General features: G+C 50.5%; 8 protein-coding genes, 13 tRNA genes, 1 pseudogene and 1 riboswitch. Of the genes and pseudogenes, 18 read left to right on the plus strand and 4 right to left on the minus strand.

Going from position 1 to position 14,363, the window contains the following annotated elements:
- Positions 1-77 precede the first annotated feature (77 nt).
- The 16 genes from EDM58_RS02750 to EDM58_RS02830 all read left to right on the plus strand — a co-directional run bounded on the left by EDM58_RS02750 (position 78) and on the right by EDM58_RS02830 (position 9,626).
- A tRNA-Asn gene (locus EDM58_RS02750) sits at positions 78-153 on the plus strand.
- 5 nt (positions 154-158) lie between these two features.
- A tRNA-Ser gene (locus tag EDM58_RS02755) sits at positions 159-251 on the plus strand.
- 3 nt (positions 252-254) lie between these two features.
- Positions 255-331 (plus strand) — tRNA-Glu (locus EDM58_RS02760).
- A gap of 85 nt (positions 332-416) precedes the next feature.
- A tRNA-Val gene (locus tag EDM58_RS02765) sits at positions 417-492 on the plus strand.
- A gap of 47 nt (positions 493-539) precedes the next feature.
- Positions 540-616, plus strand: a tRNA-Met gene (locus tag EDM58_RS02770).
- Between the two features lie 7 nt (positions 617-623).
- Positions 624-700: transfer RNA gene (locus tag EDM58_RS02775), tRNA-Asp, on the plus strand.
- A 33-nt stretch (positions 701-733) separates the two neighbouring features.
- Positions 734-809 (plus strand) — tRNA-Phe (locus tag EDM58_RS02780).
- A gap of 3 nt (positions 810-812) precedes the next feature.
- Positions 813-886 (plus strand) — tRNA-Trp (locus EDM58_RS02785).
- Between the two features lie 26 nt (positions 887-912).
- Positions 913-988: transfer RNA gene (locus tag EDM58_RS02790), tRNA-His, on the plus strand.
- Between the two features lie 10 nt (positions 989-998).
- Positions 999-1,073, plus strand: a tRNA-Gln gene (locus EDM58_RS02795).
- A gap of 5 nt (positions 1,074-1,078) precedes the next feature.
- Positions 1,079-1,154 (plus strand) — tRNA-Gly (locus tag EDM58_RS02800).
- 151 nt (positions 1,155-1,305) lie between these two features.
- Positions 1,306-1,379 (plus strand) — tRNA-Cys (locus EDM58_RS02805).
- Between the two features lie 9 nt (positions 1,380-1,388).
- Positions 1,389-1,470, plus strand: a tRNA-Leu gene (locus EDM58_RS02810).
- A gap of 796 nt (positions 1,471-2,266) precedes the next feature.
- Positions 2,267-2,365: riboswitch (cyclic di-GMP riboswitch) on the plus strand.
- 229 nt (positions 2,366-2,594) lie between these two features.
- Entirely contained in the window at positions 2,595-7,334 is a 4,740-nt protein-coding gene (locus EDM58_RS02820) for an Ig-like domain-containing protein (protein WP_246000508.1), read from the plus strand.
- A gap of 110 nt (positions 7,335-7,444) precedes the next feature.
- Positions 7,445-8,077 carry a class D sortase gene (locus EDM58_RS02825; protein WP_122911993.1) on the plus strand — a complete coding sequence of 211 codons (633 nt, stop codon included), beginning with the start codon at positions 7,445-7,447 and terminating at the stop codon, positions 8,075-8,077.
- 217 nt (positions 8,078-8,294) lie between these two features.
- Complete coding sequence (locus tag EDM58_RS02830) at positions 8,295-9,626, plus strand: purine/pyrimidine permease (RefSeq protein ID WP_122911994.1); 1,332 nt, start codon at positions 8,295-8,297, stop codon at positions 9,624-9,626.
- Positions 9,627-9,757: 131 nt separating this feature from the next.
- Here EDM58_RS02830 and EDM58_RS02835 read toward each other — a convergent pair whose 3' ends face one another.
- From EDM58_RS02835 to EDM58_RS02850, 4 genes and pseudogenes are all read right to left on the minus strand, one after another.
- Positions 9,758-10,465, minus strand: a complete 708-nt coding sequence (locus EDM58_RS02835) for an SDR family oxidoreductase (RefSeq protein WP_122911995.1) — start codon at positions 10,463-10,465, stop codon at positions 9,758-9,760.
- A gap of 108 nt (positions 10,466-10,573) precedes the next feature.
- Positions 10,574-11,086 (minus strand): annotated as a pseudogene (locus tag EDM58_RS02840) (zinc-binding dehydrogenase); the annotation flags it as partial.
- A 133-nt stretch (positions 11,087-11,219) separates the two neighbouring features.
- On the minus strand, positions 11,220-11,894 hold the full coding sequence (locus EDM58_RS02845) for a Crp/Fnr family transcriptional regulator (protein WP_122911996.1): 675 nt from the start codon (positions 11,892-11,894) through the stop codon (positions 11,220-11,222).
- A gap of 64 nt (positions 11,895-11,958) precedes the next feature.
- On the minus strand, positions 11,959-12,627 hold the full coding sequence (locus tag EDM58_RS02850) for a B3/B4 domain-containing protein (RefSeq protein ID WP_122912181.1): 669 nt from the start codon (positions 12,625-12,627) through the stop codon (positions 11,959-11,961).
- 123 nt (positions 12,628-12,750) lie between these two features.
- Between EDM58_RS02850 and rnhA the strand changes: the two genes are divergently transcribed.
- Together rnhA and queG are read left to right on the plus strand one after the other, a co-directional pair.
- Positions 12,751-13,185 carry a ribonuclease HI gene (rnhA, locus tag EDM58_RS02855; RefSeq protein WP_183187409.1) on the plus strand — a complete coding sequence of 145 codons (435 nt, stop codon included), beginning with the start codon at positions 12,751-12,753 and terminating at the stop codon, positions 13,183-13,185.
- Positions 13,182-14,333, plus strand: coding sequence for a tRNA epoxyqueuosine(34) reductase QueG (gene queG / locus EDM58_RS02860; protein WP_122911998.1), 1,152 nt, complete (start codon positions 13,182-13,184; stop codon positions 14,331-14,333). Before rnhA ends, queG begins: the two co-directional genes overlap by 4 nt.
- The last annotated feature ends 30 nt before the right edge of the window (positions 14,334-14,363 follow it).

Consider the following 14,363-nt stretch of genomic DNA (forward strand, 5'->3'; position numbering starts at 1 on the left):
TCGGTCGAGGACTTATCCACAGACATCCATAAGCATTCGTGCAGATTCAGTTTTGAAGGAATAAATTCCTTCCTTGTTCCTCGGTAGCTCAGTCGGTAGAGCAATCGGCTGTTAACCGATCGGTCGGCGGTTCGAGTCCGTCCCGAGGAGCCATATATGGATGGATGTCCGAGCGGCCGAAGGAGCACGATTGGAAATCGTGTAGGCGGGGTCAACTCGTCTCGTGGGTTCAAATCCCACTCCATCCGCCATCTGGCCCGTTGGTGAAGCGGTTTAACACAGCAGCCTTTCACGCTGTCATACAGGGGTTCGAATCCCCTACGGGTCACCATACAAAACCCTTCACTAGTTGTTGGGGCCCCCGCAAAGTACTCGGAATATGCTTCAGAGCATAAATGTCACTTTGTGGGGAATGCGGAGGCTTAGCTCAGCTGGGAGAGCATCTGCCTTACAAGCAGAGGGTCGGCGGTTCGATCCCGTCAGCCTCCACCACTTTTTAAAAGTGGATAGTAACTTTATCAGGACATTGTCCTAGTCGTCGCGGGATGGAGCAGCTCGGTAGCTCGTCGGGCTCATAACCCGAAGGTCGCAGGTTCAAATCCTGCTCCCGCAACCAAATTTTTGGAGCTGTGGTGAAGTTGGAGTTCACGCCGGTCTGTCACACCGGAGGTCGCGGGTTCGAGTCCCGTCAGCTCCGCCATTCTTTTTAAATGGCGAGTAAGAAGTACATTATGGCTCGGTAGCTCAGTCGGTAGAGCAGAGGACTGAAAATCCTCGTGTCGGCGGTTCGATTCCGTCCCGAGCCACCATGTAGGGGCATAGTTTAACGGTAGAACGAAGGTCTCCAAAACCTTTGGTGTGGGTTCGATTCCTACTGCCCCTGCCAATTTCTCCAAATAGATTCATAGTATGGCGGTCGTGGCGAAGGGGTTAACGCACCGGATTGTGGCTCCGGCATTCGTGGGTTCGAGTCCCATCGATCGCCCCATTTTCATCCTTGGGGTATAGCCAAGCGGTAAGGCAACGGACTTTGACTCCGTCATTCCCAGGTTCGAATCCTGGTACCCCAGCCATTTATGCGGATGTAGCTCAATTGGTAGAGCGTCGCCTTGCCAAGGCGAAGGTCGCGGGTTCGAGACCCGTCGTCCGCTCCATAGAAGTTCTTCAGGTCTCTCACCCGTTCCGGGTTCACCCTTGAAGAAATACAGGAAGCAGGTTGCTCGGGTACTACCGATCTGGCTTGTCTCGGAAGCGTATCGACGCAGAGGCGCCAGAGAAGCGAGACCCGTCGTCCGCTCCATATCTGGAGGCATAGCCAAGTGGTAAGGCACGGGTCTGCAAAACCCTTATCCCCGGTTCAAATCCGGGTGCCTCCTCCAAGTAAATAGGCCGGTGTGGCGGAATGGCAGACGCGCGCGACTCAAAATCGTGAGGGAAACCGTGGGGGTTCAAGTCCCTTCACCGGCACCATAAGAAAAACAAGAAGTTCTTTAGGAGTAAAATCCTAAAGGACTTTTTTTATTTTGAAAGTGATGAACTGTTTGCTCCTATCATTCGCCCAAATGCCCGAATGATAGGAAATGAAGCACTAACGCAATGTATTTGTGGGCACATACGATTGCAGTCTTGAAACAGGCTTATCCGGCTTTTGACGAGCAGGCCGTGCTTAGTCATGCCGTGGAGGATATATCAGGCGACTCGTTGATCGCTGCGTTCGTCAACGGGGTTCATCGTGTATCGCAAAGGACTGTACTCTTATGGGATGATTTTCATCATTTTCATCATAATCAAAGAGCCATCGATCTTAGAGAAAGTGGTTTATTTACTGGAGCGCTTGCCATCCCGCGCTCATCACCTTATCGCAAGCCGAACTCCCCCGTTGCGTTCTCTATCCAGAATAAGGACAGAGAACGCGTTGAGCCGATTGGATGCGAGTGCTCTGCGCTTCGGCGGGAATAGGTTCATGCCGAATGATACTGCAACTCGCGCAGAAGCAACGGTAATGCTGCTTCGAATCTTTGAACTCAATCGATAGATAAGCAAATTCACAGGCGAAGACGGCTCTGAAGGGGTCTCTTCGCATTTTTGTGATATCTATTCCATTTCTATTTTTTAACTTCTACTAAGATGTTTCCTGCCAAAATGACAAAACCTAACAAATAATGAGAAATTCCTACAAAATTGGGTCAATCGTACCTAACTGAAAGAATTTTATCAATATATACTAAAAACTTTAATTTTAGTATAAAACTTATATTCACCCTCGTAACGATAATAGCAAACCCATTGAAAGATGGAGACGCAAAGCTAAAGGGGCTAACGGATTTGCAGAAGACGCAAATACCTATGCCAGCCAGTTGCCGAAAACGACGGAAACCTCCGTCTATTAGCGCATGTCCGCTTATGACGGAGGTTTTTTTATTAATGGCTTGAGGAGGAAGGAATCAGGAGGTGAGGGTAGTAAACGCAGAATGTCTATTTTTATGGTTGCATCTACTAGAAGACAAATCCTCCCCTCACAGTCAAACTGGAAAATAAAAGGAGGAGGTACATTGAAAACAAAATACTTAATCAAGCAAGCTTTGAAAGTTTTAATGGCTATTCTACTTGTTGTAGCGAACTTCCCTTTATACCATCAAAATGCAAAGGCGGCTGATGCTGGTAATCGGTTGACCTATAAATTTGAGGGATTCTCTAATAATGAGATAAATGATTTTTCCTTTAATGGTGATGCTGAAATTCCCACAGGGATGAATCTTTTACGCTTGACACCGGCAGTTGCATTAAAAAGCGGAGCAGTCTTTCACAAAACTCCGGTTTATCTTCAAAATGATTATTCATTCAGTACAGTCTTTTCATTTAGAATGAGTAATTCAAATCCTGTTGATGGTATAAGCGACGGGTTGACTTTTACGATCCAGACCAAAACATCCAGTGCACGGGCAGATGGAGGGGGATTGGGGTATTACGATATTAAGCCCAGTTTTACTGTAAAATATGATACTTTTAAAAATGATGTTTATCAGGATCCCTCTGCAAACTACATAGGAATCGCGCAAAATGGGGAGTTGGGCAATAAGCAAGCATCCTGGTATACGGATCTGGATCAGTACAATACGGCTAATAGCACCAATTATGTTTTATCAGATGGAACCCTGTATTATACATGGATCGATTATGATGGACGAAACAAGAATATTCAGGTTCATCTCGGTACTTCGCCGGATCGGGCAAACTCCCATCAAATATTGGATGTAAATGGTATAGATCTTGGTGCGCTATTCAATGGAAGTCCTATTCATGCCGGTTTTACGGCAGCAACAGGATACCCAAATTATGAGACTCATGATATCTATCGTTGGTATTTTGCGGATGATTACGCACCGATTGATTATGCCCAGAACCGGCCGCCAACGGCTTCAGAGGACAACGTAACAACGGAAGAAGATACTCCAGTGTCAGGTGCTGTTAACGGCACGGACCCGGATGGGGATCCATTAGCATATACAAAAGGCGAGGATCCGAAGCACGGGGTTGTTACGCTCAATCCGGACGGAACTTGGACCTACACTCCGGAGAAAGGCTTTGTTGGTGAAGATAGTTTCACCGTAATCGTGGATGACGGCTATGGCGGTACAACAGAGGTTACGATTACTGTTGATGTGACAGAATCAAATACTCCGTCTCCACCTAATGCATGTGGACCAAGAGTGGCATTGATTAACGGCAGCTTCGAGCAACCGTTAGCAAGAAATGTTGGCGATAAAGGTTCTCCTGGAGCTGAGCACGCTTGGATGTATTTTTACGATTACGAAGTTCCGGCTTGGGAGACTACAGCAACAGATCATTTTATACAAATAATGCAAAACTCCAATGAATTTCTGGGGCCAAATCTAGGAGGGAATGGTCAGACAATCCCCGTTGTTGCAGCTGACGGAACACAATATGCCGAATTGAACGCAAATCAAGTATCCATGTTGTATCAAGACGTGGAAACCACCCCGGGGCAAATCATTTATTGGCGGCTGGCTCATCGTGGTGAATATGGTGTTGATACGATGCAACTTAGAATAGGTTCTCCTGACATCCCGCCGCTAACTATGCCAGTTATTCAACAAATGAGCAGTACCAATAATAAATGGACGTATTATTCAGGAACCTATACGGTACCGCAAGGGCAAACTGTAACAAGGTTTGGGTTTGAAGGTGTCACAAGTTCAAATGGGGATCCAACATTTGGTAATTTGTTGGACGACATCTTCCTGGGTACAGAACCATGCGGAATCGTTACCAAGTCTGTGGACAAATCGGAAAATGTTCAATCAGGGGACAACCTCACTTACACGGTAAACTTCAAAAATGAGGGTGGAGATGTCGCTGAACACGTTGTATTGGAAGACCAAATTCCTGAAGGAACCGAGTATGTTCCTGATTCTCTGGAGATCATCGACGGCCCGAATACAGGACCATTAACAGATGAAAGTGGCGACGATCAAGGCGAATTTGATGAAGATGCTAACAAAATAATCGTTCGTTTAGGAAGTGGAGCAACAGAACAAGAAGGTGGAAGAGTCCCTAATACAGATATTCTGCCTGAAGGAACGACCATTCAATTTAAGGTCAAGGTACTTCCCGAATCTAGTGGAAAACAGGTCATCAACAAAGCTGTCGCCAATTATGATAATTTGTTAGAAAACAAAAACGAGACTCTCGAATCTAATGAAGTCGACAGTTCAGTAAATCTGAATCAACCTCCGATCGTATCGGATGACAACGTAACGACGGAAAAAGATACACCCGTGTCTGGTAAGGTCAATGGTACGGACCCGGATGGAGATCCGCTGACGTATACAAAAGGCAAGGATCCTGAGCACGGGAATGTTACGGTGAATCCCGACGGAACCTGGACCTATACTCCAGAGACAGGCTTTGTCGGTGAGGATAGCTTTACCGTCATCGTAGATGATGGCAAGGGCGGCAAAACGGAGGTTACGATTACCGTTGATGTGACGGAATCAAATACACCACCCCCGCCAACGAACCAAAAGCCAACCGTGCCGGACTACAACTTGTCGACTAGGAAAAACTCCCCGTTAGAAGGAACTGTGGAGGGAAGGGATCCGGATGAGGATTCGCTGACGTACAGAAAGGGAGAGGATCCGGAACACGGAACAGTGACGGTGAACCCGGACGGAACGTGGACGTATGAGCCAGATCCCGACTATGTCGGCCCAGACAGTTTTACCGTCATCGTGGATGATGGAAAGGGCGGCACGACCACGTCAACGATCACGATTGAAGTAGAGGAGCCGAGTACGCCCCCTCCGGTGAACCGACCGCCAACCGCACCGGACTACAGCGAGACGACAGATAATGAAACACCTGCAACCGGAAAGGTGAGGGGAACAGATCCGGACGGCGATCCGCTGACGTATACGAAGGGCGAGGATCCGAAACACGGAACCGTGACGGTGAACCCGGACGGAACGTGGACATATGAGCCGGACCCAGGCTATGTAGGCGAGGACAGCTTCACGGTCATCGTAGATGACGGGAATGGCGGTACAACGGAAGTGACGATCACGATTGACGTAACGGATCCAGTCACGTCGAATCCGCCGCCAGATCCAGAGGAGAACCGACCGCCGACGGCACCGGACTACAGCGAGACGACAGATAATGAAACACCTGCAACCGGAAAGGTGAGGGGAACAGATCCGGACGGCGATCCGCTGACGTATACGAAGGGCGAGGATCCGGAACATGGAACCGTGACGGTGAACCCGGACGGAACGTGGACATATGAGCCAGACCCTGGTTATGTGGGAGAGGACAGCTTCACGGTCATCGTAGATGACGGGAATGGCGGCACAACGGAAGTGACGATCACGATTGACGTAACGGATCCAGTCACGTCGAATCCGCCGCCAGATCCAGAGGAGAACCGACCACCGACGGCACCGGACTACAGCGAGACGACAGACAACGAAACACCGGCAACCGGAAAGGTGAGGGGAACAGATCCGGACGACGACCCGCTGACGTATACGAAGGGCGAGGATCCGAAACACGGAACCGTGACGGTGAACCCGGACGGAACGTGGACGTATGAACCGGACCCAGGCTATGTGGGCGAGGACAGCTTCACGGTCATCGTAGATGACGGGAATGGCGGCACAACGGAAGTGACGATTACGATTGACGTAACGGATCCAGTAACGTCGAATCCGCCGCCAGATCCAGAGGAGAACCGACCGCCGACGGCACCGGACTACAGCGAGACGACAGACAACGAAACGCCGGCAACCGGAAAGGTGAAGGGAACGGATCCGGACGGCGATCCGCTCACGTACACGAAGGGCGAGGATCCGAAACACGGAACCGTGACGGTGAACCCGGACGGAACGTGGACGTATGAACCGGACCCAGGCTATGTGGGCGAGGACAGCTTTACCGTTATCGTAGATGACGGCAATGGCGGCACAACAGAGGTGACGATCACGATTGATGTGAAGGAGCCGAGTACGCCGCCCCCAACCCCGACCCCGGACCCAGAGGAGAACCGACCGCCGACCGCACCGGACTACAGCGAGACGACAGATAATGAAACACCTGCAACCGGAAAGGTGAAGGGAACGGATCCGGACGGCGATCCGCTCACGTACACGAAGGGCGAGGATCCGAAACACGGAACCGTGACGGTGAACCCGGACGGAACGTGGACATATGAGCCGGACCCAGGCTATGTAGGCGAGGACAGCTTTACTGTTATCGTAGATGACGGCAATGGCGGCACAACAGAGGTGACAATCACGATCGAAGTGAAGAAGCCGAGTACGCCGACTACACCACCGGGCTCGTCAACCGAAGGACGGGACCGGGATAGGGACAGGGACAGACCAAGCACGTCAAACGGACAGCAGGGCACGCCTCCGGAAGTTACTACACCGCCGTCGAGCATGCCAGATCAGCCGTCAAGTACACCTCACCAACCAAGCATGCCAGATCAGCCGTCAAGTACACCTGACCAACCGCCGAGCATGCCAGATCAGCCGTCGAGTACACCTGACCAACCGCCTGGCATGCCGACTCCACCGCAAACTACATCGACCCCGCCACAAGCAGGGCATGTAGCAGGAGCTCAATCGGAACAAGGAACAGAGCTTCCATCGGTTGAACCCAAAGGTGGTAAAAAGCCGCAAGCGAAGGATGGAGAGCAGCCTCCGAATAGGTTGCCTAACACCTCGACTAATCTGTATAACCTGGGATTCACAGGAGCGATTGCAATGTTGGCAGGCTGGTTGCTACGAAGAAAAAAAAGCAAGCCGCAATAGATCAGCAGCCATAACAAAGAAGAAAACACTTTTCTTGGGAAAGGTGTTTTCTTCTGTTTCAAAAACCGGTATGGCCAAAAAGCCAAGACTATATTTGGAGGGAACTGTGGATGCAGAGGAAAGCAGGGACACTCTTGATGGCGATTGGTATGATCGTCGTTGCGATCGCCATTTTTCAATATATTGAACATCAGGTCAAGATGAAACAGGCATTGGCGAAGGCAGAGGCATTAGTCGAGTCTTCACCACTGAAGGATGCTTCTGCAACGAAACCGTCCGCTTCCTCTGTTGCAGCTTCCGAACTCCTTTCCGAGCGTCCCAAATTTAGCCCGAAAGAGAATGATGTGATTGGAACGCTGCACATTCCGAAGATAGAGGCTGAGCTGCCAATTATCGAAGGTACGGAGGAAGAGATGCTCCAGCAAGGCGTCGGACATTATCTCACAAGCGCGTTTCCGTCTGATGGGGAACAGATCGTATTATCCGGTCATCGCGATACCGTTTTTCGGGATTTTGCGAAGCTGGAATTAGGGGACCGATTCATCGTCAAGATGCCGTATGGTACGTTTCATTACGAAATATCGAGTACGGAAATTGTCGATCAGGACGACACCTCAGTGATTCGTTCAATGGGGGAGGAGGTACTCGTTGTAACGACATGCTATCCTTTTCGTTACGTAGGAGATGCTCCCGAGCGGTATATTGTTTACGCCCTGCCGGTTTTGGATGGCGAGAACTCTTGAATATAAGCATCGAGATAGGATTCCCTATATTGTACTTATAGGGAAAAAGAGATTCTGATCGTCAATTCCTTGATGATCAGAATTTTTTTGTTTTGGATCAAAAACACATGAAAATCTAGAAAAGAAACCGCATTTCGTGCATAGTAAGTACGTAGGTCGAAAAAAGGCGTTCGCCCAAGCCCAAACGAAATGCTGAAAGAAAAAAGAGGTGGTTGAGATGAGATACGGGATACATGACAAGCCGCCTATGGGCACAACGCTGCTTTCAGCCCTGCAATGGATGATTGTGACAGTGTCAAGCAGTGTGGCAGTTCCCTTGATGATTGGAGATATATACGGACTGCAGCCTGATGAGATTGGCAAGCTGATGCAGCAAACGATGTTTTTTATTGGTTTGGCCTCGATTCTGCAAGTCTGGATCGGGCATCGCTATCCCATGATGGAAGGGCCTGCGGGGCTTTGGTGGGGAATATTTATCATTCTGGCCCAGATTGGAACCAGCGTCGGGCTGCATCCGCAGGAAATCGGACAATCCTTCCAGCTTGGTCTGATCATAGCAGGGATTCTCTTTCTGATCTTTGGTGGATTAGGCTGGGTCGGGAAGCTGCAAAAATGGTTCACCCCGATTGTTTCAGGCACATATATGATTTTGCTTGCGATCTCGCTCTGCAGCAACATCCTGACAGGTATGATGGGGATTGGATTTCAGCACTCCCATGAGGTGCAGCCAGGAGTCGCAATCACCTCTGTTGGGATCGTCGCGTTGGTCATCTGGTTGACAAGATTGGAGCGTTTCTCCAGTTTCGCAGTCTTGTTCGGCATGGTTGCGGGCTGGGTATTATACGCAGTCATGGGTTGGACGGAACCGGTGCGCCCTTCGCATCAAGTGTTTGAATGGCCGTCGCTGTTTTTCTGGGGAGCGCCCAAGTGGGATTGGGGAATCGTTCTGACAAGCGTGCTGACGGGATTTGTCCTTTTGACCAATCTGGTGACCAGTATTGTTGTGATGGGAAAAGCGACGCAGACAGAACCGACGGCGAAGCAGTACAATCGCGGCGGCGTCTTTACAGGGGTATCCCACATTCTCTCCGGGCTGTCCGGGGTAGTGGGGATGATACCGCTCTCTCTGGCAGCGGCGGTGATTCAAACTACACGCATGGCTTCCCGCTTGCCATTCATGCTGGCCATGGTGGGGATCATGGTCATCGGCCTTTTCCCTGCGATCTCTCATTTCCTGTCCGCCTTGCCTACACCAGTCGCATACGCGGCGATGTTCATCACTTACACCAAGCTGCTGGGTTTTGGCTTGAAGGATTACGCCAGCCTGAAAATGGACGAACGGACGCTTACAGTTGGGGGCAGCTCCTTGCTTGTCGGGATCGGCATCATGTTTGTTCCCGCCAGCGCTTGGCAGCAGATGCCGCCGATGATCAGCTTCCTGTTTGGCAATGGACTCTTGCTCGGGGTTCTGGTCTGTTTGGCTCTCGAGCACATCGTGTTTCGCAAACCGAAGGAATCGAATGAACAAAAAGACGGCCAAGCTGCATGACGGCCGTCTTTTGTTATAGTGATGGATGGGATTATTTGAAAAATGGCAATGAACGGCAATATACCGATGACACCCATTTCGGTATTTAGAATGCCAAATACACCTAACATCAAAATAATTCATGCTTATGGTCACCAATCTACTCGTCTTCCATCTCTGAAGAATTCCCCGTTTGGTCCATCAGGTCCAAGCGTCGCTAACCAAAGGATTGACTCGGCAGCTTGCCTAGGCGTTCTCGGAGCAGATGGGCCACCCATATCTGAGCTCACCCATCCCGGATCAACTGCGTTTATTTTGATGTCACCATTGATTTCTGCTGCTACCAATCGCGTCAATCCATTTAGGGCAAGTTTGGACAACTTGTAAGCGCCGGCCCCCCTGTAGGACATCTCCCTTATCGCCCCATACTCGGAGGAAACATTGATAACTCTCCCATAGCCATGTTTTTGCATGAGGGGAATAAAGGAACGGATCACGTGATAAGCGCCGAAGAAATTCGTTGCCATCGTTTGCTCTAGAATGGAAGGGTCCATCGTTAAAATACTACCATTTTCTCCCAAATAAACTCCGGCATTATTAATCAGTACGTCTAATCTTCCAAATCGCTCATTTACTGTAAGTGCCGCTTGACGGATACTTTCTTGATGATCGACATCCATCAGCACAAATGACACGTCCAATGCGGACTCTTGCAGTTTTTGCGCAGCTTCCTGACCTTTTTCCGGATCCCGGCTTGTTAAAATGACCTGATAACCACTCAAAGCCAAAAGCTTGACCAGCTCATATCCAACTCCTCGGTTCCCGCCGGTGACAAGCGCAACTTTTGTATTCTCCGACATCGTTATCCTCCTTCTCTCGGCTATTAATCAGTTTGGGGCTGAGTTGCCACTATGGAAAGAGGCACGCCGTGTTGGCATGCCCCCATCCTATTCTGCAAGGATCAATCGCTATTCATTCTCCATCGTGCTGATGTCGATCACAAATCGATATCGGACATCTGAAGCTAATACGCGCTCCCATGCCTCATCAATTTGCTTGGCTGAAATAACCTCGATCTCAGGAGCAATGCCGTTTTCAGCGCAAAAATCGAGCATTTCCTGCGTTTCGCGGATACCGCCGATCGTCGACCCAGCAAATGAGCGACGATGAAGGATAAGGGGAAATGCGTTAACGGACATCGGTTCCGCCGGTGCACCGACATTGACTAGTGTACCGTCCAGCGCCAGCAACGAAAGGTAGGCATTAATATCAATCGTCGCGCTCACTGTATTTACGATAAGGTCGAACGAACCGGCCAGTTGCGTAAACGTCTCTGGATCGTTCGTGGCATAATAATGATCCGCTCCAAGCCGCAAACCGTCCTCTATCTTTTTCAATGATTGTGATAAAACAGTAACCTCTGCCCCCATGGCATGAGCGAGCTTCACAGCCATGTGTCCAAGCCCGCCAAGTCCTACTAATGGCGAAACAAGTCGGGGCTTTGTTAGGGAGAAGTCTATAGTTCATGAAAAAAGAGCGTCCTAAATCCACTGCCGGGACGCTCTCTATTTTTACTTGCACGTTTTCTTTTCATCGGCAAATTCAGGGCGGGGGCTACTCCAGCCCGGCGGCGGCTAAAAGTCCGTCCAGATCGGTAATCCTGATTTGCCGATTCACGATTCGAATATAACCTTTGTTCTGCATGTCTGACAAAACCTTGGTTACGGTCTCTCGGGCAGTAGCCGTCATATCGGCCATTTGATGGTGGGTGAGCTTCAATCCGATGACGCGGTCTGCTCCAGGGGTCTGCGTCAGGCGGACCAACAGCCGTGCAATACGCGCATAGGCGGAGGTCATGGAGAGGTTGGCGATTTGCTCGTTTGCTTGGCGGAGGCGTTCCAGTGCCGTATTGAGGATCTTGATGAAGATGTTCGGATTCTTGTTGAGAAGCTGCAGGAAGTGTTCCTTTTTCAGGATGTAGACGGTTGTCTTTTCCAACGTGTTGGCGGAAGCTGAGCGTACCTTCTCGTCGCCAAACAGGACCATTTCGCCAAAAAAGTCTCCTTGGCGAAACAAAGCCAATATAATTTCTCTCCCTTCCTGATGACGGAAGATTTTGACCGCCCCGGACTGAATGATGAAGAGCTCGTTGCCCTCTTCATTTTCCCAGAAAAGGTTGACGCCCTTGTTGTAAACCTTCGTCGTAATGACGGAGGCAATATCTTCGAGTTCCTGTCCGTCCAAATGCTCAAAGAAAGGGAAATTTTTCAAAAACTCCATGTCTGGCATGATAGTGGCTCCTTCCCAACAACCTGCAATGCAATGCCCGAAAAGAAGGACAGCCGAAGTCAGGCTATCCTTCTTGCGCAGATACGATGCCGGAATGCACCAGCTCTCCACCGTTGATCTCTGTAAACATGCGTCCTACTGAGCCGAGGATCTCATCTTGTTTGGCGGAATCAAACTGGTCGTGAAAAAAGATGACGTGCAGCAAATCACGGCTTTGCTCGGTGACACAGGTGCGCTTGGAGTCTACGATCGGGCTGCCAAAAGCGCCGAGACCATCTGCCAGCAGTGGTTTGTTTTCCATGCTCACTTCGCGGCCGTTCAAGCCCTCGTAGCGATCGTCGGCAGTTCCGAGCCGGAAAGACACATCGCCTTCTATCTGTGCGGCATCATATATACCGAGAGGCAGGGCGTGCAGCACGGAGAAAAAATTATTGACGTCTACAGCGCTGTTTACCCAAAAGAACGGGTTGCCCTGTAGCAATCGGCGCAGCAAGGCTTCCGCTGACGGTCGATAGCGCGAAGGATCAGTACCCGCTTGCTTCAAGCAAGCACGCCATTCGCGGATACCCGGAATCTCTGTCAAACGGGCAAGTTCATTCTCGAGGCGCAGATTTTCCACAAATAAATTGATGCGTCCCTGGAGCATTTTGGGCGAGTCGCTCACAGTCACATCACGATATTGCAAAACGCCAAGGGATATATTCGGCAAACGTTTTGTGATGGATGAATCCATATGTACTTGTACCAACACTCATTCCCCCGAACCTATTTTTGGTAGTATACCAAATTTTTTTTGTGGAAGCGACTAACCTTCGTTACAATAGAAGAGAACAGGAGGGATTCCCTGGAGATGACGATGCGAGAAGTGACTATTTATACTGACGGGGCTTGTTCCGGCAATCCAGGACCTGGCGGTTGGGGAGCAGTCCTCATGTACGGACAGCACATCAAGGAAATGTCCGGAGCCGAGCCTAACACGACGAATAATCGCATGGAGCTACAAGCTGCGATCGAGGCCCTGTCTCAATTAAAAGAGCCCTGCAAGGTTACGCTATACAGTGACAGCGCTTATCTGGTCAATTGTTTTAAGCAGGGCTGGTATAAAGGCTGGCTGAAGAACGGTTGGAAGAACAGCAAGGGACAGCCGGTGGAGAACCAGGATTTATGGAAGGAACTGCTTCGTTTGATGGATATTCACAAGGTAGAGTACGTCAAAGTAAAAGGCCATGCCGACAACAAGTGGAACAACCGCTGTGACGAGTTGGCGACAGGAGCGATCAGACAGCTGTGAGCGACCGGCAATACTGGGAACAGACGAAGCAGGCCATCAAGGATTATGCCAGCAAGATCGGAATCGACAAGATTGGCTTTGCCAGTGCCGACCCGTTCGTGGAGCTTCGCGAGCGGCTGGTCGAGCATCGGGAGAAGGGATACGAATCTGGCTTTGAGGAGCCGGATCTCGAGAAAAGGACGCAACCACAGCGCATTATGGAGGGCGCAAGATCGCTCATCTCTATTGCTTTGGCATATCCGTCCAAACTGGAGAACCCGCCAAAATCGGAGCCAGGTGCTTACCGCGGCATACTGTGCCGAGCGGCATGGGGCACGGATTACCACCATGTTCTGCGCGACCGGATGGACAAGCTGAGCCGTTTTATTCAGGAGCTGGAGCCGGGAGTGAAAATCGAGTCCATGGTCGATACGGGTGCGCTCTCCGATCGGGCCGTAGCCGAGAGGGCCGGGTTGGGCTGGGTAGGGAAGAACTGCGCGTTGATTACACCTGAATTCGGCTCTTGGGTCTATCTGGGGGAATTGGTGACCAACCTGCCGTTGCCTCCCGATCAACCCGTAGAAGAGGGCTGCGGAGACTGCAACATCTGTGTAGACGCATGTCCTACAGGCGCTTTGGTGCAGGGCGGTCAATTAAACGCGCAGCGCTGTGTCGCATACCTGACACAGGTCAAGGACTTCATCCCCGACGAATTTCGGGCCAAGATCGGCAATCGGCTCTATGGATGCGACACATGCCAGACCGTATGCCCGAAAAATCGCGGCATTCACTTCCAGAACCACGAAGAGTTTAGGCCCGATCCGGAGGTAGCCAAGCCGCTGCTCATTCCGCTGCTGGAGATGAGCAACAAGGAATTCAAAGAGAAGTTCGGAATCTCTTCCTCGTCGTGGCGGGGGAAAAAGCCGATCCAGCGCAATGCGATCCTGGCACTTGCCCACTTCAAGGACCGCACGGCTGTACCGCACCTCGTCCGTTTGCTGGAAAACGACCCGCGACCTGTTATTCGCGGGACGGCTGCCTGGGCTTTGGGCAAAATCGGGGGAGAAGATGCCCATGCCTCGCTGCTTCAGGCAAAAGATCGGGAAGAATCCCCAGAGGTCTTGCAGGAGATCGACAAGGGATTGGACATGCTGAAAGCTGCGCTCTGATTGTACGGATAGCGTGTGACAAGGAGAAGG

It is taken from the genome of Brevibacillus panacihumi (assembly GCF_003710985.1).
GTDB classification, from domain to species: domain Bacteria; phylum Bacillota; class Bacilli; order Brevibacillales; family Brevibacillaceae; genus Brevibacillus; species Brevibacillus panacihumi.

Excerpts from the sequence above, each read along its gene's own strand:
- EDM58_RS02820 (WP_246000508.1), top strand. The coding sequence starts at position 2,595 with ATGGCTATTCTACTTGTTGTAGCGAACTTCCCTTTATACCATCAAAAT.
- EDM58_RS02850 (WP_122912181.1), bottom strand. The coding sequence starts at position 12,627 with ATGGATTCATCCATCACAAAACGTTTGCCGAATATATCCCTTGGCGTT.
- EDM58_RS02830 (WP_122911994.1), top strand. The coding sequence starts at position 8,295 with ATGAGATACGGGATACATGACAAGCCGCCTATGGGCACAACGCTGCTT.
- EDM58_RS02825 (WP_122911993.1), top strand. The coding sequence starts at position 7,445 with ATGCAGAGGAAAGCAGGGACACTCTTGATGGCGATTGGTATGATCGTC.
- EDM58_RS02845 (WP_122911996.1), bottom strand. The coding sequence starts at position 11,894 with ATGCCAGACATGGAGTTTTTGAAAAATTTCCCTTTCTTTGAGCATTTG.
- rnhA (WP_183187409.1), top strand. The coding sequence starts at position 12,751 with ATGCGAGAAGTGACTATTTATACTGACGGGGCTTGTTCCGGCAATCCA.
- EDM58_RS02835 (WP_122911995.1), bottom strand. The coding sequence starts at position 10,465 with ATGTCGGAGAATACAAAAGTTGCGCTTGTCACCGGCGGGAACCGAGGA.